The following is a 23,511-nucleotide window of genomic DNA, read 5'->3' as shown; positions in this document are numbered from 1 at the left end:
GGGCGTGATCGAGCGGCTCGAGTTCGCGACGGCTTCGGAAGAGGACCGGCGGGATCTGCACGAGGTGGTGTCGGCCTGGGCCGTCGAGAACAAGCCCGGCAAGGAACCTCCGTCCTACGACGCCTGCGCGGCCCTGTGGAGCCACCGGGACGAGCTGGGGTTCGAACCGGCCCGGTTCGTGGTCGCCCGCGAGGCCGGCCGGATCATCGGGTACGCCCAGGTGCAGGTCTCCGTGGCGGCGGCGAACGCGCATCTCGCGCTGGTCACCGTTGTCGTGCTGCCGTCTCGTCGCCGCCGGGGCGTCGGCACGGCGCTGCTTCGCGGAGTTCCCGCGCTGCTGGACGGGCGGACCGTGATCGAGTCGTGGAGCGTGTTCCGCGGCAGCCCGGCCGAGCACTTCGCCGCTGCTCGCGGGTTCCGCGTCGTGACCTCGATGACCAGCCAGCGCCTGGAAGGCTTCTCCCTGCCGCACGTCGGCGCGCCTCCCGCCGGATACCGGCTCGTCACGTGGAAGGGCTCGGCGCCGGACGAGTTCGTCGGGGCTTGTGCCGACGCGCTGAACTCGATCACGGACGCGCCGTTCGGCGAGACGACGCTCGACGCCGCGAGGAACACGGTCGAAGGGGTGCGTGCCGCCGAAGCCGCGAGCTCGGCGGCGGGGAAGGAACGCTGGGTGGTGCTCCTGCTGCACGACGACGCACCGGCGGGTGTCACCGTCGTGGAGCGGCAGGGCGTCGACCCCACGGTCGCGGTCCAGCTGCACACCGCCGTGCTGCCCGCTCATCGGGGCAAGGGGCTCGGCCGGCTGATCAAGGCGCGCATGCTGCACAACCTGACCGGGGTGACGAAGGTGCTGACGCGCACCAGCACCGCGAACGAGCCCATGCTCCGGCTGAACCGCTCGCTGGGCTTCGAGGACGACTACGTCTACTTCGCCGTACAAGCGAAGACCGCCGACCTGCACCCCTGAGGGGCCGCGGGCCGGCGGTCTCGGCGAACATCAGATCCCGGCGGAAGCCAGCCACTCCTTGGCGACCTTCTCCGGCTCGGGCTTGTCCGGCCCTGCCAGCTTCTCGTTCAGCTCCAGCAACGTCTCCGTGTCGAGCTTCTTCGAGATGGCGTTCAAGACGTCCCGAACCTGCTGGGAAGCCTTCTTCTCGTTGATCAACGGCAGCACGTTCTGAGCGGCGAACACGTTCTTGGGGTCTTCGAGCACCACGAACTCGTTGGCCTTGATGGCGGCGTCGGTGGTGAACAGGTCAGCCGCCTGGACCGTGTTGTCCTTCAGCCCGGCGACCGTCAGCGGCCCGCCCACGTCGAGGGCCTTGAACTCCTTGAACTCGCAGTTGTACTTGGCCTTCAGCCCCGGCAGCCCGTCCGGGCGGTTCTGGAACTCGGTGGGGCCGCCGAAGACGAAGTCCTTGCAGTACGGCACGAGGTCGTCGATCGACTTGAGGCTGTACTGCGCCGCCACCTGCTTGGTGACGACGACGGCGTCCTTGTCCTCGGCCTCCGACTTGTCGAGCACGATCAAGGGCTGCGGCAGGGCCTTCTTCAGCGCCGCGTACACCTCGTCGGCGCCTACCTCGGGGGCTTCCTTGTTGACGTGCTTGAGGAGCACGCCGCTGTACTCGGGGATCAGGTCGATCGAGCCGTCCTGGACGCCCTTGAAGTACAGCTCGCGGTTGCCGATGTTGAGCTTCTTGGAGACCTTGACGCCCTTGGCGGCCAAGGCTTCCGCGTAGATCTCGGCGAGCAGGCGCGACTCCGTGAAGTTCGCGGACCCGACCACGATCGTGTCCACGGGTGCCGGGTTGTCGGCGCCGCCCGTCAGCGGGTCACCACCGCACGCCGACAAAAGCATGACCGCGGCGACGGCTGTCGCGATGCGCTTCATCTCTTTCCTCCGGTTCCTGCTGGACGCAGCCCTGGCGAGACCGTCAGCCGTTGCAAGCCGGCGAACGCCAGGTCGACGAGAACGGCGAGCAGTGCCACGAGCACCGCGCCGGCGAGCATCTGTCCGAACTCCTGCAGTGCCAGGCCGTCGAAGACGAGCCTGCCGAGGCCGCCGGCACCGGTGTACGCGGCGATGGTGGCGGTGGCGACCACCTGCAGCGCGGCGCCGCGGAAACCGCCGTAGACCAGGGGAAGCGCGTTCGGGATCTCCACGCGCAGCAGCACGCCCGACTCGCGCATGCCGACGCCGCGCGCCGCGTCGACCGTCACCGGGTCGACGGCGCGGACGCCCGCGTAGGTGCCCGCCATGATCGGCGGGATCGCCAGCAGCACCAGGGCCACGTAGACGGGGAAGTCGCCGAGACCCGCCCACAGCACGACGAGGATCAGCACGGCCGTCGTCGGCAGGGCGCGCAGGGCGTTGGAGAGGCCGACGATCAGGAACCCGCCCCGGCCGGTGTGACCGACGAACGCGCCCAGCGGGATCGCGATCAGCGCGGCGACCAGCAGCGTGACGAACGTGTAGCCGAGGTGTTCCGCCATCCGCACCGGGATGCCGGTCGTGCCGGACCAGTGCGCGGGGTCGAAGAGCCAGCCCACGTCAGCTCACCTCCCCGCCCTCGCCCACGGCGTGAGCAGTCGTCCGGCCAGCAGCAGCAACCCGTCCGCGAGGACCGCGAGCACGACCGTCCCGATCAGTCCCGCGAGCACCTTCTCGGTGTGGTCGGTCTGGTAGCCCTCGGTGAAGAGCTGGCCGTAGCCGCCGAGGCCGACCAGCGCGCCGACGCTCACCATGCTGATGTTGGAGACGGTCGCGACGCGCAGGCCCGCGATGGTGACCGGCAGCGCCAGCGGGAAGTCGACGGTGAGGAACCGGCGCAGCGGCCGGAAGCCCATCGCGTTCGCCGCGGCCGTCACGTGGCCCGGCACGGCGGAGAGCGCGTCCGCGACCGACCTCACCATCAGCGCGACGGTGTAGATGGTCAGCGGCACGATCACGTTGATCTCGTCGAGGATCTTCACGCCCAGCAGCACCGGCGTGATGACGATCAGCGCGATCGACGGGACCGTGAAGAGGATGTTGGCCAGGGGGAAGAGGATCGTGCGGGCCGTGGGAGACCTGCTCGCCCACCAGCCGAGCGGGACGGCGAGGAGGAACCCGACGACGACCGGGACGACCGAGAGCCGCAGGTGCACCTCGGTGACCTCCCAGAACCTCGCCCAGTTCTCGAAGATCCAGGTCACTTCGGGACCTCACCCGCCGCGCGGGCCTTCGCGAGGGCCTGGATGACGTCGTCGGCCCTGACCACGCCGCTCACCGCGCCCGCGTCGTCGACCATCACGCCGAGCGCGGACGGGGAGCTGAGCGCCGCGTCGAGCGCGCCGCGCAACGAGGTGCCGTCGTAGAGGGAACCACCGGAGACGAGGTCCTGCTCACGCACCTCCACCTCACCGTCCACTCCGGACAGCCAGCCCTTCGGCCTGTTCTCGTCGTCGACGACGAGGATCCAGCCGGTGACGGTGACCCGCTCGCCGAGCTTCGCCGTGGCGACGGGGTGCACGGGGACGTCGGCGTGCAGGAACGTCAGCGTGCGGTAGCCGCGGTCCCTGCCGACGAACGAGGCGACGAAGTCGTTGGCGGGCGCGCTGAGCAGCTCCGCCGGCTTCGCGTACTGGGCGAGGTGCCCGCCCGTCTGGAACACCGCGACGCGCTCGCCGAGCTTCAGCGCCTCGTCGATGTCGTGCGTGACGAACACGATCGTCTTGTCGAGCTCCGCCTGCAGCCGCAGCAGCTCGGTCTGGAGGTCCTCGCGCACGACCGGGTCGACGGCGCTGAACGGCTCGTCCATGAGCAGCACGGGCGGGTCCGCCGCGAGGGCGCGGGCGACACCGACGCGCTGCTGCTGGCCGCCGGAGAGCTGGGCCGGGTAGCGCTTGCCGAACGCCGGGTCCAGCCCGACGATCTCCAGCAGCTCCGCGGCACGGGTGCGGGCCTTGCGTTTGTCCCAACCGGACAGAAGCGGCACCGTCGCGACGTTGTCGAGGACGGTGCGGTGCGGGAACAGGCCCGCCTGCTGGATGACGTAGCCGATGCCGCGGCGCAACGTCGGCGGGTCGACGGTCATGACGTCCCGGCCGTCCACCAGGATCGTGCCCGACGTGGGGTCGATCATGCGGTTGACCATGCGCAGCGACGTGGTCTTGCCGCACCCGGATGGACCGACGAACACGGTGATCGTGCCCGCCTCGACCGTGAGGTCGAGCTCGTCGACAGCGATGGTCCCGTCCTCGAACCGCTTGGTGACGGCCCGGAACTCGATCACCCGAAGATCCCTCCGGTCGTGACGGCCACCCCGGTTCGGACCGCCCTGGACGTAGATCCCCAAGACCTTAACTCGTTCGGCTTACCCCGGCACAGCGTTCCACGATGTGACGGGCCGTATGGTTCAGCACTTGTGACGATCGATCAGGTCAGGCTGCTGGTGGCGGAACGCGGGGTGCACGCCCGCAAGCTGCGCGAGGTGTTGTCCCTGCTCAGTGAGGACTGGCACCCGCTGGCCGAGCTGGTGCGCCTGCCCGCCGTGCCCCGCCGCACCGTGCAGGACCTGCTGAAGGCCCTGGGCGACGACGTCGAATCTTCAGGCGATCGTTACCGCATCGCCCCCGGCCTGGTGGCGTCCTACCGCGCCGAGTTCGGGGTGTCCGGCGTCCGCGACCGCACGGGCGTGCTGCGCCAGATCCTCGTCGACATCGCCGACGTGCCGCCACCTCTGTCCTCCCTGGACCACGTGCAGGCGACGGCGGAGACCGCGCTCAACCGCGCGGTGTGGCTCGACTCGACCTACGACCTCGCGGGCAAGCGCCTGCTGTGCCTGGGCGACCACGACCTGACGTCGCTCGCCGTCGCCGCGGTCAACCCGCACGTCTCGATCACCGTGGTGGATCTCGACGAGCGCCTGCTGGAGTTCATCGACGCACGGGCGGCCGAACGCGGCCACGACATCCGGACCTTGCACTGCGACATGCGTTTCGGGCTGCCCGCGTCCGTGCTGGAGTCGTTCGACCTCGTCTTCAGCGACCCGCCCTACACGCCGGAGGGCATGGGCCTGTTCGCCGGTCGCGCGGTCGAGGCGCTGGAGGACATCGCCTCCGGCCGGGTGCTGCTCGCCTACGGCTTCTCCGACCGGACTCCCGCGCTGGGCCTCAAGGTCCAGCAGGAACTGCAGAAGCTCGGGCTGGTCTTCGAGGCGATCCTGCCCGCGTTCCACCGGTTCGACGGCGCCCAGGCCATCGGCTCGGCCGCCGACCTCTACGTGTGCCGCCCGACCGGACGGCGTGCGGTGGCGGGCGGGACGCGGATCTACACCCACGGCGCGCAGTCCGTGGAGTCGTCCGGCCCGTCGAAGGAGGCGCTGGCCGCGCTGTCGGACCTGGCGCCGCGCCCCGAGTCCTCGCCGCCGCCGAAGCCGCGCGCCGCCGGCTGGGCCGAGCCCGTCGGCAAGGGAGCCGCGTCGCTCGCCGTCGACCTGTCGGCGGACCCCGGGCCGTGGCTGCTGCGGACGCTGCTGGCGTCGTCACCGGCGCGGCTGGCGTGCCTGGTGCCCAACAATCACCCGGCCGTGTCGTCGGAGGCGGGTCAGAAGGAGCTGCAGGAGCTGGTGGCGACGCGGTTCAAGCTGCGGTTCCTGCGCAACAACCCGGACGCCAAGACCACGATCGTGGTGGCCGACCAGGTCCTCACCGGCACGCTGTCGCTCGGCGACCGCACGGTCCGGGAGGTGCTGATGAAGGCGCACGGCAAGCTGCGCAACGTCTGGCGCGAAGCGCTGATCACGGCGTCGCAGGGCGTGCTGACGAAGCGGCAGGCGGCCGAGATCGTCGACAACGCGCAGGTGTCGTCGGAGGACCTCGAACTGAGGCTGGTCGACCTGCCCAGGCACCGCATCGCGGCGCTGCTGCCGGAGGTCTCAGCCAGCGCGCGGTATGTGGAGCGGCCCGAGGGCTAGCACGGCGCGGAACTCCTTGGGCGGCACCGGACGCGAGAACAGCCAGCCCTGGTACGCGTCCACGCCGACACCGCGCAGCACGTGGAACTGGGTGGCGGTCTCGACGCCCTCGGCCACGCACTTGCGGCCCATCGCGCGGGCCATGTCGACGACGGCGCGGGCGACGGCGAAGTCCGACGAGTCGTTGCCCACGCCGGAGACGAACCGCCGGTCCACCTTGATGATCTGCGCGGGCAGGTCCTTGAGGCGGGCGAGCGACGAGTAGCCGGTGCCGAAGTCGTCGACGGCGAACTGCACGCCGCGCTTCACCAGCTCGTCCATCGACTGCCGCACGCGCGAGGGCAGGTCGACGAACGCGGTCTCGACCAGCTCCAGCACCACCCGTTCCCACGGGACGCCGGACTCCATGATCGCGGTCGAGACGATGTCGACGAACTCCGGGTCGCCCGGCACGAGACCGGCGAGGTTCACCGCCACCGACACCGGGCGGCCGTCCGGCGCGGGCCAGGTCGCGGCCTCCTTCAACGCCGTGCGCAGCACCCAGCGGTCCAGCTCGCGCATCAGGTCGCCCTGCTCGGCGACCGGCAGGAACACGTCCGGCGGCAGCAGGCCGCGGTCCGGGTGCGGCCAGCGCACCAGCGCCTCCGCGGTCAGCACGGCGCCGTCGACGCCCACGACCGGCTGGTAGTGCAGGGCCAGGCCGTCGTGCTGCAACGCCTCCCGCAGCTGGCCTTCGAGGTGCACCTGGCGGTCGGCGGAGGCGATCAGCGCGGCCGAGGCGAGCGAGACGCGCCCGGCGCCGTTGCGCTTCGCCTCGAACATCGCCGCGTCGGCGAACCGCAGCAGGTCGGCGCCGTTGGCGCGGGAGCCGTTCGGGACGGCCGCACCGATCGACGCCGAGACGCGGACGAGTTGTCCGTGCACGGGAACGGCGGTGCGCAGCAACGACGCGACGCGCGTGGCGAGGGCGTCCACGCCGCCGACGGCGTCGATGTCCTCGGAGATGATCACGTACTCGTCGCCGGACAGGCGCGCGGCCGTGCAGCCGTCCGGCAGGCCGCCCTCCAGCCTGCGCGCGAGCGCCACGAGCAGCTCGTCACCCGCGTCGTGGCCGAGGGAGTCGTTGACGCGCTTGAAGTTGTCGATGTCGCAGAACAGGACGGCGACCTTGGACCGGTCCGGCCCGTCGAGCACCTTGCCGAGGATCTCCTTCACCAGCGCGCGGTTCGGGAGCCCGGTCAGCTCGTCGTGGGTGGCCTGGTGGCGCAACGCCTCGGCGGCGCGGCGGCGTTCGGTGATGTCGAGGAACACGATCAGCCAGAAGCGGCGGCCGTCGTCCTGCACCGACATCGCGATGTGCAGCTCGCAGTAGACCTTCTCGCCGTCGGGGCGGACGAGGATGCGCTGCGGGATCTTCTGCGTGCGCTCGGCGGCCCACTGCAGGCCCGGCGAGGTGTCCTCCGGGTGGGTGAGCTGCTCGGCGGTCATGCCGCGCAGCTGCTCCAGCTCCATGCCGAGCAGGTCGCACAGCGCGTCGTTGGCGTCGACCAGCCGCTCGCCCTCGTCGAACAGGCCGATGCCGACCGGCGTCACGGACACCAGGTCGGTGAAGCGCTGGGAGGAGCGCTTCATGCGGGCCTCGGCGGCGCGCTGCTCGGTGACGTCCTGGGCGGTGCCGACCGCGAGCTTCTTGCCCAGCGGGTCGTGGACGATCATGCCGTGGCAGCGGAAGACGCGCGTCGCGCCGTCGTGCGGCCGGATGATCCGGTGCTCGCACTGGACCGCCGTCTCGTCGGTGGCGAGCTGGCGCCACAGGTCGTCCACCCAGGCGCGGTCCTCCGGGTGCACGAGGTCGAGGTAGGTCCGGTAGCTGCCAGGAACGTCGGCCGGGATGCCGAAGATCTCGCGCAGCATGTCCGACCACACGACCCCGCCGTCCTCGGGGTTCCACTCCCACATGCCGAGGCGGGCCGCCTGCTGCGCGTCCGCGAGTCTTCGGCGGTCCTCACGCATCCGGCGCTCCAGCTCGCGCGCCTCGGTGACGTCCTGGATCGTGCCGTGGTAGCGCTCGACGCGGCCGGACGGCGCGATCTCGGCGCGCGCACGGCACATGTAGACGCGGTCACCGACCTCGCTGCGGACCTCGACCTCGACCGGGGCGCCGTCGCTCGCGTGCAGCAGGCGGTCCCTGATGGCCTTGACCGCCTCGCGGTCGTCGGGGTGCACCCCGCTGAGCAGGTCGTCCTCGGGGGTGATGCCCAGCTCGGCGAACATCTCGACCAGCACCTCGCTGCGGTGCACGGCGCGAGTGCCGGTCTCGTAGGCCCAGCTGCCGATGCGGGCGATGCGCTGCGCCTCCAGCAGCCGCGCCCGTTCCTGGGCGAGCTCGGTCGCCGCGCGCTTGGACTCGGTGATGTCGCGGATGTAGCCGGTGATCTTGTCGAGGGCGCCGGCGTCGTCCAGCCGCGCCTCGGCGACACCGCGGATCCAGCGCAGCTGGCCGTCCGGTCGCACGATCCGGTACTCGATGTCGATGGGGTCGCCGGTGATCTCCCGGCCGTGCCAGTAGGTCTCGACCATGTGGTAGTCGTCCGGGTGCACGACGTCGAGGACGGCCTGCGCGCCGGGGACGATGGCGCGGTCGACGCCGAGCAGCTCGTAGTGCGTGTCCGACCAGACGGTCACCCCGGTCCTGGGGTCGAACTCCCACGAGCCGAGCTGGGCGACCTGCTGCACCTTGCGCAGGCGGCGCTGCTCGTCGCGCAACGCGTCCGCGGCGGCGGCGAGGTCGGAGACGTCGATCAGCAGGACGGCCTGCAGACCGGTGCCGGGAACGGGGTGGCGGGCGACGCGCACGGGCAGCTCGGTGCGGTCGGCGCGGGCCAGCCGCAGGTCGGAGGAGTCGCCGAGGAGCAGCTCACCGAGGGGATGGCCGACGAGGTCGTCCGCTCCCTGAGCGCCCGCCAGCTCCACCGCGGCCGGGTTCGCCTGCATGACGACGCCCTGACCGTCGACGAGCAACGACGGCGCGTCGGGCAGGGTGAGCCCGTCCAGCGTCACCGAAGTCCTCGCGGCCGTCCGTGCACGGCCGTTCACCACCGTCGCGCGTCCCACCCACTTGGGCACCGACCCACCCTCTCCTCGCATTCACCACCCGCGGCAATTCGGATGGGCACGACAACGGCACCCGAACGGCGGCGAACGCGAACCCTCTCCACGGGCGTTCACCCGTGGAGAGGGACGGTAGCGCTTCGGAGCGTCATCGCCCACCCCTGCACGGGTTAACGAAAAGCCACCTTCGTGGTTCCGGTTCCCGTGCGATCAAATGGGCGGTGAATGTGAACGCGGAGCAGGCGCAGGTCAGGCCACTCCGTCGGCCTTCGCGGCCACGGCGACGGCCGCCGCGACAGCGGGCCCGACGCGGGGGTCCAGCGCCGACGGCACAATTCGGTCCGGGCCCAAATCATCTTTCGCGACGTCCAGAATTGCGTCGGCCGCCGCGAGTTTCATGCCCTCGGTGATCCTGCGCGCGCCCGCGTCGAGCGCCCCGCGGAAAATGCCGGGGAACGCGAGCACGTTGTTGATCTGGTTCGGGAAGTCGCTGCGGCCGGTCGCCACGACCGCGGCGTGCCGCGCGGCGACCTCCGGGTGCACCTCCGGGTCCGGGTTCGAGAGCGCGAAGACGACCGAGTCGTCCGCCATGCTCGCGATCAGCTCCTCCGGCACCGTCGACGACGAGACGCCGATGAAGACGTCCGCGCCGCGCAGGGCGACGTCGATGCCGCCGTCGAGGTTCGAGGAGTTCGTGACGGCCGCGATCTCCTCCTTGACCGGGTTGAGCCCCGCCCTGCCCGTGCGGACGATGCCGCGCGAGTCGATCAGCGTGATGTCACCGGCGCCGGCCGCGACGAGGATCTTGGCGATCGCGATGCCCGCGGCGCCCGCACCGGAGATGACCACCCGCTGGTCGCCGATGTTCTTGCCCAGCACGGTGTTCGCGCCATTGAGCGCGGCGAGCGACACGACGGCGGTGCCGTGCTGGTCGTCGTGCATGACCGGGCAGTCGAGCGCCTCGATGAGCTTCCGCTCCAGCTCGAAGCAGCGCGGCGCGGAGACGTCCTCCAGGTTGACCGCGCCGAACGACGGGCGCAGCCGGACGAGCGTCTCGACGATCTCGTCCACGTCCGTCGTGTTCAGCACGAGCGGGATGGAGTCGAGGCCGCCGAAGGTCTTGAACAGCGCGGACTTGCCCTCCATGACGGGCAGGGACGCGCTGGGCCCGATGTCGCCGAGGCCGAGCACGGCGGTGCCGTCGCTGACGACGACCACGAGCCGGTGCGCCCAGGTGTACCGCGCGGCCAGCGAGGCGTCCTGCGCGATGGCGGTGCTCACCCGCGCGACCCCCGGTGTGTACGCGATCGACAGCGCCTTCGGGTCGGCCAGCGAGGCGGTCGCGCCGACCTCGAGCTTCCCTCCCAGGTGCGCGTGGAAGATCTCCTCGTCCGTCAGCTGCGTCGGATCGGAGTTCTCGGTACGGGCTTCGTTCACTGCTGTCACGGCGTCCCTCCTGCGGTGCGGGCGGCGTATCGGCCCGGAAACGGGCTCATCACCAAACGGCGCACCGGCCCAGCGTTGTCACGCCGGGTACACGGGGCCTGGAAACTCGGTCGACGACCTCCGACGAGTTGCGCCGGAGAACGGTCCGAGTGCTGCGGGTGACGGAAGTGTGACAGGGTCCCGCACGGCTGTCTGCGGCGGGGATCACACTTTTTCCGCAGGTCAGAGGGCATGTAACAAGACGTCCGTCCGGTTTTCTGAACCGACCGGTCAGTTTCTGCAGGCAGGAAGCACCCGATCGGTCAAGAAACTTTGACGCCTTAGAGTGACGGACATGCAGGCGAGTCCGCTGAAAATCTCTGGCGCGTTCGAGTTCACCCCCCGAAGATTCCCCGACGACCGCGGCGTGTTCGTCTCGCCGTACCAGGAGGCCGCCTTCGTCGAGGCGGTAGGGCACCCGCTCCGGCTCGCCCAGACGAACCACAGCGTGTCCCGCGCGGGCACGATCCGCGGCATCCACTACGCGGACGTCCCGCCGTCCCAGGCGAAGTACGTCTTCTGCCCGCACGGCTCGTTCATCGACGTGGTCGTCGACATCCGCGTCGGCTCCCCCACCTTCGGCCAGTGGGACGCCGTGCTGGTGACGTCCGAGAAGTCCAACGCCGTCTACATCGCGGAGGGCCTCGGCCACGCGATGATCGCGCTGGAGGACGACACGACGATGAACTACCTCTGCTCCACGTCCTACAACCCGTCCGGCGAGCACGGCCTCACGCCGCTCGACCCGGCCCTCGACCTGCCGTGGCCGCGCGAGCTCGAGTTCCACCTGTCCGAGAAGGACGTCGCGGCCCCCACCCTGGCCGAGGCGTACGAGGCGGGCGTGCTCCCCCGCTACGAGGACTGCCTCGCGCTCTACGCGTCGCTCAAAGCCTGAACGCGGGCCGCGGCCACACCCTCGCCCTGACGACTCCGAGCACCTCGGCCGGCCCGAGCTGCTCGGAGTCGGTGCTCGCGAACGGGTTGTCCCCGACGACGTGCCACAACCCGCCGACGCGATGAGAGACACGTTTTATCGACAGCTGATCGGGCCGACTCTCCCACCGCACGAGAGCGATCTGCCCCGGTTTGGGCGCCACACCCCATCTGACCAGCACGATGTCCTCGTCGCGCAGGGCAGGCGCCATCGACGGCCCGCGCACGAGCACGGTCGAGAGTCGTGGTCTCAACGATCACCTTCCGGTCGGCCGGAGTAGGGTTCGGGATGTCGGAGCATCCACTTGTTCATTCTGGGAGGAACGATGCGACTCGTGTCGCGCATTCTCCGCCCGCGCGTCGAAGCCACCGCGCACTGCGACCTGCCCTGCGGTGTCTACGACCCCGCGCAGGCCCGCATCGAGGCCGAGTCGGTCAAGGCGGTCCAGGAGAAGTACCAGGCCAACGAGGACCCGGAGTTCCGGGAGCGCGCCGTCCTGATCAAGGAACAGCGCAGCGAGCTCGTCAAGCACCACCTGTGGGTGCTGTGGACGGACTACTTCAAGCCGCCGCACTTCGAGAAGTACCCCCAGCTGCACGACCTGTTCAACCGCGCCACCAAGGCGGCGGGTGCCTCCGGCACCAAGGGTTCCATGGACCCGGCCACCGGACAGCAGCTGCTCGACCTGATCGCGGAGATCGACAAGATCTTCTGGGAGACCAAGCAGGGCTGAGATCGAAGCCTTGTAAACGACGCTGACCTGCGAAGAACTTTTTCGCAGGTCAGCGTCGTTTCTCGTCATCGGGGGCTGCTGAACGGCCCCAGACGGCCCAAGTTCGCCCTTGTGGACGGTGCGAAGTGGAAGTGCTCAGACACTCCCCCAAGATCAACGCGCTACCACACGTGGCCAGGGCTTGGTCTGCACCGCGACGAGGTCCGCACTCAGCCAGGAACCACTCGCGCCCTGACAGACTGATCGCCCGCACCGCGGCTCGCGGATCAGATCGGTGACACGACCCGAGATCACAGTGTGACCGCCCGGCAGCGTGCGTGGACTCAACCATCGGGGTGCGCCGGTCGGCAGATGATCACACTGTGACATGGGGATACCATCTCGTCAGCGCCCTCAGCAAAGGGCCGGGGTCTCGTCGGCCTAAAGGTGGGAGCAGGCGATCGTGAGTACGCCGTACGATCAAGGTAAAGCCGCATTGGACGAACTCATCGCCTGGGCGGCCGAAAATGTTGCAGAAGTTCAACGCAACGAGGCAACGACACGGCTGCACCTTATCGATCAGCTTCTCACCAAGGTCCTCGCTTGGCCGCTGGCAGAGATAGAAACCGAGACGGCACACGAAGGAAAGTACGTCGACTATTCCATCGGCCGGCCTTTTACACGACTAATTGTCGAAGCCAAACGTGAGGGCCAGCACTTCTCGGTCCCGGCTGGACTGACTTCCACCATCCAGCGACTGGTCAACCTCACGGACGGCGAAGCAGGAAAACCGCTCAAGGCGGCTGCGGAACAAGTGGCCGGCTACTGCGCATCCCGAGGGGTGTCCCTCGCGGTAGCGTGTAATGGCCTGCAAATCGTCGCCTTTCTCGGCGTGCGAACCGACGGGGTGCCGCCACTGAAAGGCAACGCACTCGTATTTCCCAGCCTCTCCGCCATGAGAGAGAATTTCCGACTTTTCTGGGATAACCTGTCAAAGCCGGGCATCGAGGCACGGAACCTGCACGTAACTCTCAAAGAGGGCGGCAAGAAGTCCGCGCCGGCGCCACTTTCCGCATCTATCCCACACTACCCTGGAATAAAGCGCAGAAATGACATCCGGGTTGGGCTGCAGATCCTTGCCGAACTATTTCTCGAGGATCTGACAAGAACGGCCGAGCTTGAAGAGGAATTTCTTCGCGCGACCTACGCCACAAGCGGTGCCCTATCGCAATACGCCATGCTCAGCAAGCAAATACTCGAGAACAGATATTCGCTCCTCCACGAATCGGACTCGAACTTTGAAACTGAGCCCGCAGCGGCCCGCGGTGGCAGCATAAGCCCGAACCTTGCGGGCGACATCCTTGCGTCGGGACTCAGCAAACGCCCAATCATTCTTCTCGGCGATGTGGGCGTTGGAAAAACGATGTTCATTCGACACTTGGTCAACGTGGACGCGAAAGAAGTGTTTCAGCAGTCCATGGTGTTCTATGTCGACTTCGGGCAGAAGTCGGCCCTCATGTCGGACCTGCGCGAATTCGTCATCCAGGACGTGATCCGGCAATTCCGCGAGAAGTACGACATCGACATCAACGACCGCAAGTTTGTCGAAGCAGTGCATCACGGCGCACTAAATCGATTTGACAAGGGAATCTACGGCGAACTTCGCGAAATTGATGAAGTTGCTTACCGGCGCGAACGCTTGAACCATCTTGCTCGCCTCACGTCCGACAGCGCCTCCCACCTGCTGGCTTCAATGGAGCATCTCCGCGGAAGTATGCAGAAGCAGGTAGTCATATTCCTGGACAACATAGACCAGCACGCATCGGAACTCCAGGAACAGGTCTTTCTCATTGCTCAATCACTCGCCAGCGAGTGGCCTGCGACGGTATTCGTCTCTCTGCGCCCGGACACATTCTATCGCTCCAGGAGCGAAGGTACGCTTTCGGCTTATCAGCCTCGCGTCTTCACGATCGCACCGCCGCGCGTGGATGTCGTCCTGAAGAAACGGACGAGCTTTGCCCTTAATGTACTCAAAGATCCATCGATACTTCCAAGCTTCAACCCTCAAGTCACTCTCGAATCTGACTCTTTGACCGCCTGCCTTGAAGTGCTCCTGAACAACTTCGAGCACAACGAGAATCTTGTCAGGCTTATCGACAACCTTTCAGCAGGAAACACCAGGCTGGCACTGAGCTTCGTATCCTCTTTCATCGGAAGCGGCCATGTCGACACCCGGAAAATTGTCGATATCTACACTCAGAGCGAGCACTACAACATCCCACTACATGAGTTCCTGCGGGCCACGATCTACGGCGACTACGAACACTACGAGCCTGACTCCTCACCGATTGCGAACATCTTCGACATCTCCGAGCCCGATGGGCGAGAGCACTTCTTGCTTCTGCTGGTTCTTGCATACGTCGAGACCTCTGGAGACAGGGCAGGAACTGAGGGCTTTGTCTCCAGTGATGACGTTTACACATATGGCCAACAAAGCGGCTTCAGTGCTGATCAGATCGCCTGGGCCGTAGAGAGAGCAGTGCGTAAAGGCATCTTGGAGAGGTCGCCTCGTGCGCGCAACGTAAGCGGAGTCGAACATATCCGAGTTACGTCGGCCGGGGTCTACACGGCTCGGGTACTCGCAGGAATGTTTGCGTATCTTGATGCAGTAGTGGTCGACACACCAATAGTCGACGATGCTTACAGGAGAATTATTTCCGATGCACACTCAATCATAGACAGACTGCGCAGGGCAGGTCATTTCCGGGCATACCTGGACAACCAGTGGCGGACGGTGGAGTCTTCAGTTCCCAACCCGTCCTTGAATTGGCGAGAGCACAGTACGCACCTCGGGAACGAGATAGCAAGGATTTCAGACCGCCTTCAATGGAACGAGTAAAACCGAGCCACGTCACGGGAGTTGGCCCTCGGTGGGTACGCGGCTACCTCGGTGAGATCGCACCCAAACAGGGCTGAGTGCCGAGACGGCGCCGCTCCCGCAGGGGACGCGACGCCGTCTCGCCGGGAAACCGGGAACCCCGGTCAGTCGCCGTCGGTCACCTCACCGGTCACCTCGAACGTGCCGCCGCTGGGCTGGAGCCCCTCGAACCGCAGCCGCAGGACCTCCACCCCCTCCGCCTCGGTGTCGGGCACGGTCGGAACCTCGACCTCGATCGAGGTCACGCCCGGGTTGAACACCGGCACGAGGCCGAGACCGGTGGACGACAACGGCCGGGACGGTTCCGGCTCCTCGCCCGTCTTCGACCGGAACCAGTCGGGGTCGACGTCCGTTGTGGACAGTTCGGTGCCGGACTCGGGGGCCACCGGGGTGGCGCGCAGCGCGATCAGCGAGTCTGCGGCGGCGGACAGCGTGAGGCTCCACCTGAGCCGTTCGCCCTCGGTCGCGCGGCCTGCTATCGGGGTGGCCGTGATCGTGGGGACCGGGTCGTCGTTGCGCACGAGCAGCTGGCCCAGTGCCGCGCCGGCCACCGCGTTGGAGACCGCCTGCACCGAGACGCTGTGGCGGACGTCCCCGCTCCACCGGGTGTTGCCCTCGTAGGTGATCGGCACGACCGCACGGGTCTGGCCGGGCTGGAGCGTCACGAGCCTGGACTCGGGGGCTTCGCCCGGACCGACGTAGTACAGCCGGAACACCCTTGTGCCGTCGCCGTTCGCGGTCACCACGACGTTCCGCGTCCGCCGGCCGGAGTCGCCCTCGTCGACCTCCGTGATGGCGGTGTCGACGCGGCCGAGGTTCGTCGGGACGACCGGGACGAGGCCCTCGTTCCGGCCGTGGGCGTCGATCAGCCACGCCTCGCCGGACGCGGAGCGCGGGACGAGCTCCAGCGCCGTCACGTCGCCGATGCCGCCGGGCAGGGGGACGCGCACCTCCTGGGCCCACAGCGAGCTGGTCCTCATGGTGCCGGGAAGGCCAGTGACCGAGACGGACCCGAGGTCGTGTCTGCGGCCGTCCTGGCCGGTCACCGCGACGCCGAACTCGGACTCCGGCGCGTTCGGCGGGAGGGCCAGGCGCAGCGCCAGGTCCTGGTAGCCGCTCAGCGACACCGGTTCCGCGGGCTGGACGACGCTCGCCTGGCCCGCTTCGGACCAGGTCAGGGCGACCGAGACGCGGTCGGGCTGGGCCACGGCGCCGCGGAACACGGCGAAGTGCGGGGAGCGGACGGTGGGGACGGGGATGCACGCGACGGTGGCGTCGGTGGAGGTCTGCTCGCACAGGCGGGCGCCGCCGGACACCTCGGTCGAGGTCGCCGGCACGACGAACGGCCTGCGGTCGCCGCCGACGGCGTGGGAGAGGACGCGGGCCGGGTCGGCGGACGGGGCGCGGACGCCCGAACCGTCGAGCAGCGGCAGCACGGACTCGTCACCGGCGAGGAACAGCCGCGCGGACGCGGCGAGGTAGGTGGCGGACATCGTCTGCTGCTGGTCCGCGGTCAGGCGGGTCGCGGCGCCGGGCTGGCACACCTCGTCCGGCGGCGGGGAGACGAAGTCGTCGAACGCCGGGGCCTCCGCCTGGCCGGGGGTCCACTCGCTGTTGAAGTAGTTGTGGTTCGCGCCGATCATGTACAAGGCGCTGTGCAGCGCCTCGCCGCGGCTCACGCCCTGGGTCTGGTCCAGGTAGATCTGGCCCTGGAGGTCGGAGACGTCGCCGTCGCAGCCGGGCAGGAACGTCACCGAGGGCACGTCCGGCGCCGGGTTGTGGCCGAAGATCGTGGGGCCGATCAGCACGGTGCCGCGGACGTTCCAGCGCACCGGGCCGCTGAACCCGGTGTCGCCGGGGGGCGGGGTGAGGCTGTCGGTCGCGGCGCGGTTGACGCCCTCGCCGCCGCGGGAGTGGCCCACCAGCAGCACGTTCGACAGGTCGGCTGGAGCCGAGTCCCGCACGACGTCGGGGACCGGCCCGCTGCCGGAGGTCCAGTCCGCCCACTTCGCCAGGTGGTGGCGCACCAGCGTCGACCGCGCCTGGGCGCCCGCGTCGACGTCGGAGTCCTGGGCGTTGACGCCGTTCGCGGAGATCGACACGGTCAGGTAGCCCTGCGACGCCAGCAGCCGCTGCGCCTTCAAATAGCCCTTGTGGCTCGGCACGGCCGTCAGGCCCTCCGGGCACGGCCAGGCGAGCGCGATCCCGTTCGGGTCGTTCTTGTCGTAGCAGGTGACGTGCCTGCCGTGCAGGAAGAGCGCGAGCGGGCGCTCGCCGGGAGCGTCTACGGGGGCGACGACCACCGCGTCCATCTCGAGGGCCTGCGGGTATCCCGGAAATGTCACCGGGTCGAGTGAGTACTCACCGGTGCGGGTCGCGTACGGGCCGGGGGTGCCGGGATCTGCGTCCGCCGCCGGTCGCAGATCTGGCAGCCCCGCCACGGCCTGGCCGGGCGACGCGGGCTCGGCCACGTCGATCCGGCGTCCCGCCGATCTCACCTCGAGTGCGGCCGGGTTGTGCAGAGCGGCCTTCAGCGTGAAGGACCGCAGGTCGGACGACTCCCTGGCGAGCCCCAGGTAGCGCTCGCCCTCCCAGAACTCGACACCCGCGTCACGCGGGGGCATCGCGGTGGGACTGGTCCACCGGACCTCGTCGCCGGTGAGGGTCCAGCCGGGTGGTGAGGGAGGGTCGGGCGCGGCCGACACCGGCAGCGCCGGGAGCACCGCTACCAGCAGTGCGGGGAGCACGAGCGTGATGGAACGACGCATGAACGGGTCCTCTCAGGAAAAGGACATCCGTTCCGTTCTATCGGCGCCCGATGACATACCGGCCAGTAGCCGCCGACGAATACCACAACCAGACGTGAGTACTACGCCAATCGGTTCATCAAAGAGACGAATGGCGGGGTTGACGCAGCTCAGAGCAGGGCCTAATGGTCCCGCCCATCGAGATTCCGCTCGTTCTGACGCAGTTTGTTCCACGTCGACGTGAGTTCCGCACGGATTCTGGCGATGCGGACGCCGAATGCCTCGCGGATCTCCTGCGGGTCCACTTCTTCTTCGGGGACCCGGCGGTCCGGGTGGTCGGCAGTCATGGCGAGGGGGGTACCTCTTGGGTGGACTCGTCCAAACGTGCGCGCCGTCACTCCTTAGGATCGAACAGGTGAGCACCCACCTCTACCTGCTGCGCCACGGCCAGACCGAGTGGTCGGAGACCGGCAGGCACACGGGACGCACTGACATCGAACTGACGCCCGAGGGCGAGCAGCAGGCACGCAGGGCGGGCGCCACGCTCGCCCGGCTGAGAGGCACGGACTCCGCGCCCGCGCTCGTGCTGACGAGCCCGCGGCGGCGGGCCACCAGGACCGCGGAGCTGGCCGGGCTGGAGGTGACCGCGACGACCGAGGACCTCGCCGAGTGGGACTACGGCGACTACGAGGGCATCACCACGCCGCAGATCCGCGAGCGCGTCCCCGGCTGGACGGTGTGGACGCACCCGATGCCGAACGGCGAGTCGCACACCGAGGTCCAGGAGCGGGCCCGCAAGGTGCTCGACGAGGTGCGCAGGATCCTGCCCGGCGGTGACGTGGTGCTCGTGGGCCACGGCCACTTCAGCCGCGTGCTGATCGCGGCGTGGCTGGGCCTCGCCCCCGACCAGGGCGTCCACTTCGGACTGGACCCGGCCGGCACCTGCCAGCTGGGCGACGAACGCGGCGACCCCCAGGTGCGCAGGCTGAACGTCCCGGCGTGGGAGGTGTGATGATCCGGCGGATCGAGGCGCGTGACATCGACGCCACCGTGCGGCTCGTGCACGAGCTCGCGCTCTACGAGAAGGCGCCGGAGCTGTGCCTCCTCACCGCGGAGCAGTTGCACACGGCGTTGTTCCGCGACAACCCGGCGCTGTTCGGCCATGTGGCCGAAGTGGACGGTGAGGTCGTCGGGATCGCCTTGTGGTTCCTCAACTTCTCGACGTGGGACGGCGTGCACGGCATCTACCTCGAAGACCTCTACGTCACGCCGGAACACCGCGGCAGCGGCATCGGCAGGCAGCTGCTGGAAACACTTGCACAGGAGTGCGTCGCCCAGGGGTACACGAGGTTCCAGTGGTCCGTGCTCAACTGGAACGCGCCCAGCATCGCGTTCTACGAGAAGCTCGGTGCCGTCCCGATGGACGAGTGGACGGTGATGCGTGTGGAGGGCAAGGCACTCCAGGAGCTGGGCGCGTCGCGCTGAAGGTTGACGGAAGGTCTCGAAAGGCTCACGAAACGGGAATTCCACTCTGGACCCGCGCACGGTGCTGGCAGCGTCCCCGCTCGCCGATCCCCCGGCACCAGTAAGCGTGGAAAGAAGGAACGACCGTGGGTACTGACCCGACCACCGAGATCGACACGACTGCGCTCGCAGCCGTCTCGGGCTTCTTCCTGGTGATCAGCCTGATCATCGCAGTGATCGGCATCATCGTCATGTGGAAGGTCAACACGAAGGCCGGCCAGCCCGGCTGGGCTGCGATCATCCCGATCTACAACATCTACGTGTGGCTGAAGATCGCCGGCCGTCCCGGCTGGTGGCTGCTGCTGATGCTGATCCCGTTCGTGAACGTCGTCATGTCGGTCATCGTGTCGATCGACATCGCGAAGTCGTTCGCGAAGGACACCGTCTTCGGCGTCGTCGGCCTGTGGCTGTTCAGCCTGATCGGCTACGCGATCCTCGCGTTCGGCAACGCGCAGTACCGCGGTCCGGCTGCCCTCGGGGGCGGGCAGCCCGGCTACGGCTACGGCGCCTGAACCGCCTGACCGACCGCGAAGGCCGGGCCTGACACCGCGACCCGCGGCTCAGGCCCGGCCTTCGGCCTGTTCGACGACGACGCCGACGGCGCCGTAGGTGGAGGCGTCCGCCGTGGCCGACGTGCCGGGCAGCTCGCCGTCGGCCCGCCAGTGCGCCGCGAGCACCAGGCCGGGCTCCAGCAGCCGCACGCCGCAGAGGAGCTCCTCCACGTCCTGCTTCGACCGCGGCACGAGCGGGGTGCCCAGGCTGTGCGCGAGCGCGACCAGCCTGCCGACGACGTCCGGTTCGACGTCCTTCGTCAGGTGCGTCAGGGCGATGACGCTGCCCTCGCACAGCGCGGCCCGGTAGCGCGCGACGACGCCCGCGGGCTCGTCGGTGATGTGCGGGAGGATGCCGACCATCAGCACGGCGGTCGGCTGGGTGAAGTCGATGAGCCTGCGGGTCTCGGGATCACGCAGCACGGCGCCCACGTCGCAGACGTCGGCCTGCACGATGGCGGCGTTGAGGTTCTCCCGCAGCATCGTGCGGGCGTGCGCGACGGTGATCGGGTCGTGGTCGACGTAGACGACGCTGCACGACGGGTCGACCGACTGCGCGACCTCGTGGACGTTGCCCGCGGTCGGGATGCCGCTGCCCAGGTCGAGGAACTGGCGGATGCCGTACTCCTCGACGCACAGCCGCACCACGCGCCGGGAGAACGACCTGATCGTGCGCGCCATCTCGGCGACGGGGAACTTCGCGATGCTCTCCTCCGCGAGCGTCCTGTCGACCGCGAAGTTGTGCGCTCCCCCGAGGTAGTAGTCGAAGAGGCGGGCCTGGTTGGGGCGTTCCGAGTCGCCGTGTGCCGTCACCCGCCGCAAGCCGTCCTGCACTGCGCACCTCACCCTGCTCCCGAGCGGCGCGAACGCTGGAGGCACGGTAGCTGGCTACTCCGTTCGTGTCCATCCACCATTCGTGAACACGCAGGGTGATGGCCCCCGGCCGGAGCCGAGGGCCATCGCAGGGTTACCGCTGACCTGACGGGGTGTCACACACCCGCGTACTGCTGGATCCAGCTGCGGTAGCTGGAGTTGTTGAGGCTCGTGTAGTTCGAGACGCTCGAACGGTCCGAGGTCGAGGCGACACCGATCTGGCGGCCGTTGGCGAACATCGGGCCGCCGGAGTCACCACCCGCGGCGATGCCGTTGATCCGGCGGACGCTGATGGCGACGCCACCGCGGTAGTCACGGCCGTTGGTGGTCGAGACCCGCGTGTCCGCGACCTTCAGGTAGCGGGACTGGCAGTTGATCTCCGGCTGGCCGGTGCAGGTGGCGCCCCAGCCGTAGATCTGCACGGTCTGACCGGCCGAGACGCTCTGGCCGAGCGGCGCGAACGGCGAGGACATCGTCGAGCCGACCCGCACGAGCGCCAGGTCCGCCGACGGGTGCTTGATGATCTGGGTGCCCGTGACGAGCTGGCCACCCGAGGTCTGGTCCAGGCTGCCCGCGCGGAACGTGTACGTGCCCGAGGAGGACACGCAGTGCTCCGCGGTCAGGATCCAGGTCGGGGCGATCTTCGTGGCGGAGCAGTTCTCCCGCCCGTTCACGAAGAGCCGCGCCGCGTACGGGAAGTTGGACGCGTAGCCGCCGCCGATGATCATCGGCGACATGTTCGGGTCGTCCGGAGCGGCCGAGGCCGTCACCGGTGCGAGGGAGAGCGCCGCCAGGAGGGCGCCCGCGATCGCGGTGATAACACGCATGGTTGGTCACCTCTTGAGTGCAGGGAGTGGTTAAGCAACCACGCACAGCTTCACCCGTAGGTATGAGGCTGACCACCCTCCGTTCGTCGGCTGTCTCAGTTCGCGGAATCGATCCCGAGCGCCCAGCGACGACCCTCGTTGGTGAACAGCAGCACGAGCACGATGACGCAGTAGAAGCCGCCCAGCGCGCCGAGGAGCTGCTGTTCGGAGGGGCCGTACGCGTACCAGGCGCAGCCCAGGAGCAGCAGCTGCGTGACGATGACGGGCGAGCGCGCGCCGTGCTTGCCCTGGAACAGCAGCACCGCCGCGAAGATCGCCGCACCGAACCAGAGCGTCAGGACACCGGCGGCGCCGAGCACCTGGCCGGCGGGCTGCGCGCCCTGGACGACCCGCACGACGAGGGCGACCGCGAGCGCGATGCCGCCCAGCCCCTCCAGGAAGGTGAGGGCGGCGGCGATGCGGACCGGGCGCGGCGGTGCCGGGGTGGCAGTGGTCACGGGGGCCTTTCCTCACGTTCTGTACCTGGTCACGGATCGTAGGCCACCCGGTTGGACGGCTCGCCCGGCACGTCCCGCGGGGGAAGATCAAGGGGCCTCCTCAGCGAGCCGGCGGTCGTCCGGGGTGCACTCGGCTGCGAGGTGAACGCGACACCGACAGAAGGGAGATTTGCGCCACTTTCGTGAGGCTGAGGCCACCCTGAGGGAGGACATGCGCGAGGCCGACGGTCACGCACTGTCTTACTCTCAAGTAGTGCGCGCTCTTCTCGTGGTGAACCCGCAGGCGACGACTACGACGCCGGCGGGCCGTGACGTGTTGGCGCACGCCCTCGCCAGCGACGTGAAGCTGGAGATCGTCCAGACCTCCTACCGGGGCCACGCCGCCGACGCCGCGAGCCAGGCCGCGGCGGACGGCTTCGACCTCGTCATCGCCCACGGCGGCGACGGCACGGTCAACGAGGTGGTCAACGGCGTGCTGCGCGGCGGCCCGCGCCCCGACGGCCCGATGGTGGGCGTCGTTCCCGGCGGTTCGGCCAACGTCTTCGCGGGCGCCCTGGGCATCCCGCGCGACCCGGTCGAGGCCACGCACGTCCTGCTCCAGTCGATCGAGCACGGCACCCGGCGGCGGATCGGGCTCGGCCAGGTCTTCGCCGACGTCCTCGACGGCGACGGCCGCTGGTTCACCTTCAACGCGGGCATGGGCCTCGACGCGGACGTGGTCGCGGGCGTCGAGCACAAGCGGGCCAAGGGCCACCACGCGAGCCCCGCGCTCTACCTGAGCGTCGCGCTCAAGGCGTATGCGCAGAACCTCCGCAAGCCGCAGCACTTCACCGTCGAGATCCCGGACGAACCGCCGTTCGACGACGTCGGCATGGTGTTCGTGTCGAACACCGACCCGTGGACGTACTTCGGCGACAAAGCGATCCGGCTCAACCCCAGCACGTCGTTCGACGGCGGCCTCGGCCTGAGCGCGCTCAAGACGCTGCGGGTGCCGACTGCGGGGCGTTTCGTGGCCCAGGTGCTGGCCACGGGCAACCCGAAGAGCGGGAAACTCGTTCGGCGCGACGACGTCGGTTATGTCAGAGTGAAGTGCGAGGAACCCGCCAACCTCCAGGTCGACGGTGACTTCCTCGGCACGACGACTGCGGTGGAGTTCCGAGCGGTCCCCGACGCGTTGACTGTTGCCGTATAAGCAACTTGACACTCCGTGATCGGTTCGTGACCGTCCTGGTACTCACCCGGGATGTACTGCAGTCGAGTGACAGCACAGCGTGAAACCCCAGGTGAACGCTGTCGATCTTTTGGGTGAGTTCACTCACCGGGTCAGTGCTTACCCCTTGACATCCCAG

The 23,511-nt window shown here is 68.7% G+C and carries 21 protein-coding genes; 9 read left to right on the top strand and 12 right to left on the bottom strand.

Translation table 11 applies throughout. The features are described from left to right. Positions 1-4: 4 nt before the first annotated feature. Positions 5-970: a GNAT family N-acetyltransferase gene (locus BLT23_RS10950; protein WP_176946687.1), complete on the top strand. Its 966-nt coding sequence runs from the start codon at positions 5-7 to the stop codon at positions 968-970. 30 nt (positions 971-1,000) lie between these two features. Here the strand turns inward: BLT23_RS10950 and BLT23_RS10945 are convergent, their stop codons facing one another. From BLT23_RS10945 to BLT23_RS10930, 4 genes are read right to left on the bottom strand one after another with little or no spacing between them, the layout of a single operon-like run. Further along, positions 1,001-1,897 carry an ABC transporter substrate-binding protein gene (locus BLT23_RS10945; protein ID WP_090048176.1) on the bottom strand — a complete coding sequence of 299 codons (897 nt, stop codon included), beginning with the start codon at positions 1,895-1,897 and terminating at the stop codon, positions 1,001-1,003. Continuing rightward, the gene (locus BLT23_RS10940; protein ID WP_342713653.1) at positions 1,894-2,556 is read right to left on the bottom strand and encodes an ABC transporter permease; all 663 of its coding nucleotides are present in this window, start codon (positions 2,554-2,556) and stop codon (positions 1,894-1,896) included. The genes BLT23_RS10945 and BLT23_RS10940 overlap by 4 nt, the downstream gene beginning before the upstream one ends. A gap of 6 nt (positions 2,557-2,562) precedes the next feature. Then, positions 2,563-3,201 carry an ABC transporter permease gene (locus tag BLT23_RS10935; protein WP_090048175.1) on the bottom strand — a complete coding sequence of 213 codons (639 nt, stop codon included), beginning with the start codon at positions 3,199-3,201 and terminating at the stop codon, positions 2,563-2,565. Continuing rightward, the gene (locus BLT23_RS10930; protein ID WP_090048174.1) at positions 3,198-4,280 is read right to left on the bottom strand and encodes an ABC transporter ATP-binding protein; all 1,083 of its coding nucleotides are present in this window, start codon (positions 4,278-4,280) and stop codon (positions 3,198-3,200) included. The genes BLT23_RS10935 and BLT23_RS10930 overlap by 4 nt, the downstream gene beginning before the upstream one ends. Positions 4,281-4,412: 132 nt before the next feature. Between BLT23_RS10930 and BLT23_RS10925 the strand changes: the two genes are divergently transcribed. After that, positions 4,413-5,963, top strand: coding sequence for a bis-aminopropyl spermidine synthase family protein (locus tag BLT23_RS10925; protein WP_090048173.1), 1,551 nt, complete (start codon positions 4,413-4,415; stop codon positions 5,961-5,963). Here BLT23_RS10925 and BLT23_RS10920 read toward each other — a convergent pair. Both BLT23_RS10920 and BLT23_RS10915 read right to left on the bottom strand, forming a co-directional pair. Beyond that, on the bottom strand, positions 5,925-9,089 hold the full coding sequence (locus tag BLT23_RS10920) for a bifunctional diguanylate cyclase/phosphodiesterase (protein ID WP_245743890.1): 3,165 nt from the start codon (positions 9,087-9,089) through the stop codon (positions 5,925-5,927). The two genes, BLT23_RS10925 and BLT23_RS10920, sit on opposite strands and share 39 nt — an antisense overlap. A gap of 234 nt (positions 9,090-9,323) precedes the next feature. Next, positions 9,324-10,520 carry an NAD(P)-dependent malic enzyme gene (locus BLT23_RS10915; RefSeq protein ID WP_425434368.1) on the bottom strand — a complete coding sequence of 399 codons (1,197 nt, stop codon included), beginning with the start codon at positions 10,518-10,520 and terminating at the stop codon, positions 9,324-9,326. Between the two features lie 334 nt (positions 10,521-10,854). On the opposite strand from BLT23_RS10915, the gene BLT23_RS10910 reads away from it, so the two are divergent. Further along, the gene (locus BLT23_RS10910) at positions 10,855-11,454 is read left to right on the top strand and encodes a dTDP-4-dehydrorhamnose 3,5-epimerase family protein (protein ID WP_090048578.1); all 600 of its coding nucleotides are present in this window, start codon (positions 10,855-10,857) and stop codon (positions 11,452-11,454) included. Here BLT23_RS10910 and BLT23_RS10905 read toward each other — a convergent pair. After that, positions 11,444-11,719 (bottom strand): S24 family peptidase, encoded by a 276-nt coding sequence (locus BLT23_RS10905; protein WP_281248835.1) that lies wholly within the window; start codon positions 11,717-11,719, stop codon positions 11,444-11,446. The two genes, BLT23_RS10910 and BLT23_RS10905, sit on opposite strands and share 11 nt — an antisense overlap. Before the next feature lie 99 nt (positions 11,720-11,818). Here BLT23_RS10905 and sodN point away from each other — a divergent pair, with 99 nt between their 5' ends. Both sodN and BLT23_RS39960 read left to right on the top strand, forming a co-directional pair. Beyond that, on the top strand, positions 11,819-12,226 hold the full coding sequence (sodN, locus tag BLT23_RS10900; RefSeq protein ID WP_090048171.1) for a superoxide dismutase, Ni: 408 nt from the start codon (positions 11,819-11,821) through the stop codon (positions 12,224-12,226). 442 nt (positions 12,227-12,668) lie between these two features. Next, positions 12,669-15,104 carry an ATP-binding protein gene (locus tag BLT23_RS39960; protein WP_143035892.1) on the top strand — a complete coding sequence of 812 codons (2,436 nt, stop codon included), beginning with the start codon at positions 12,669-12,671 and terminating at the stop codon, positions 15,102-15,104. A 143-nt stretch (positions 15,105-15,247) separates the two neighbouring features. On the opposite strand, the gene BLT23_RS10890 is transcribed toward BLT23_RS39960, so the two are convergent. Both BLT23_RS10890 and BLT23_RS40655 read right to left on the bottom strand, forming a co-directional pair. Next, positions 15,248-17,911, bottom strand: coding sequence for an alpha/beta hydrolase (locus BLT23_RS10890; protein ID WP_090048169.1), 2,664 nt, complete (start codon positions 17,909-17,911; stop codon positions 15,248-15,250). 161 nt (positions 17,912-18,072) lie between these two features. Next, positions 18,073-18,237: a hypothetical protein gene (locus BLT23_RS40655; RefSeq protein WP_176946686.1), complete on the bottom strand. Its 165-nt coding sequence runs from the start codon at positions 18,235-18,237 to the stop codon at positions 18,073-18,075. Between the two features lie 68 nt (positions 18,238-18,305). On the opposite strand from BLT23_RS40655, the gene BLT23_RS10885 reads away from it, so the two are divergent. From BLT23_RS10885 to BLT23_RS10875, 3 genes are all read left to right on the top strand, one after another. Beyond that, complete coding sequence (locus BLT23_RS10885; RefSeq protein ID WP_090048168.1) at positions 18,306-18,902, top strand: histidine phosphatase family protein; 597 nt, start codon at positions 18,306-18,308, stop codon at positions 18,900-18,902. Beyond that, positions 18,902-19,375, top strand: a complete 474-nt coding sequence (locus tag BLT23_RS10880; protein ID WP_090048167.1) for a GNAT family N-acetyltransferase — start codon at positions 18,902-18,904, stop codon at positions 19,373-19,375. Before BLT23_RS10885 ends, BLT23_RS10880 begins: the two co-directional genes overlap by 1 nt. A gap of 125 nt (positions 19,376-19,500) precedes the next feature. Continuing rightward, positions 19,501-19,926: a DUF5684 domain-containing protein gene (locus BLT23_RS10875; protein ID WP_245743889.1), complete on the top strand. Its 426-nt coding sequence runs from the start codon at positions 19,501-19,503 to the stop codon at positions 19,924-19,926. Between the two features lie 48 nt (positions 19,927-19,974). Here BLT23_RS10875 and BLT23_RS10870 read toward each other — a convergent pair whose 3' ends face one another. The 3 genes from BLT23_RS10870 to BLT23_RS10860 all read right to left on the bottom strand — a co-directional run bounded on the left by BLT23_RS10870 (position 19,975) and on the right by BLT23_RS10860 (position 22,162). Continuing rightward, complete coding sequence (locus tag BLT23_RS10870; RefSeq protein ID WP_245743888.1) at positions 19,975-20,799, bottom strand: SAM-dependent methyltransferase; 825 nt, start codon at positions 20,797-20,799, stop codon at positions 19,975-19,977. Positions 20,800-20,954: 155 nt separating this feature from the next. Next, positions 20,955-21,665, bottom strand: a complete 711-nt coding sequence (locus BLT23_RS10865; protein WP_090048165.1) for a S1 family peptidase — start codon at positions 21,663-21,665, stop codon at positions 20,955-20,957. Positions 21,666-21,760: 95 nt separating this feature from the next. Continuing rightward, entirely contained in the window at positions 21,761-22,162 is a 402-nt protein-coding gene (locus tag BLT23_RS10860; RefSeq protein ID WP_090048164.1) for a hypothetical protein, read from the bottom strand. Between the two features lie 253 nt (positions 22,163-22,415). Between BLT23_RS10860 and BLT23_RS10855 the strand changes: the two genes are divergently transcribed. Next, complete coding sequence (locus BLT23_RS10855; protein ID WP_090048163.1) at positions 22,416-23,354, top strand: diacylglycerol/lipid kinase family protein; 939 nt, start codon at positions 22,416-22,418, stop codon at positions 23,352-23,354. The last annotated feature ends 157 nt before the right edge of the window (positions 23,355-23,511 follow it).

The organism is Lentzea fradiae, from assembly GCF_900100955.1.
Lineage (GTDB): Bacteria > Actinomycetota > Actinomycetes > Mycobacteriales > Pseudonocardiaceae > Lentzea > Lentzea fradiae.
This window is presented reverse-complemented; position numbering and strand designations above follow the sequence as displayed.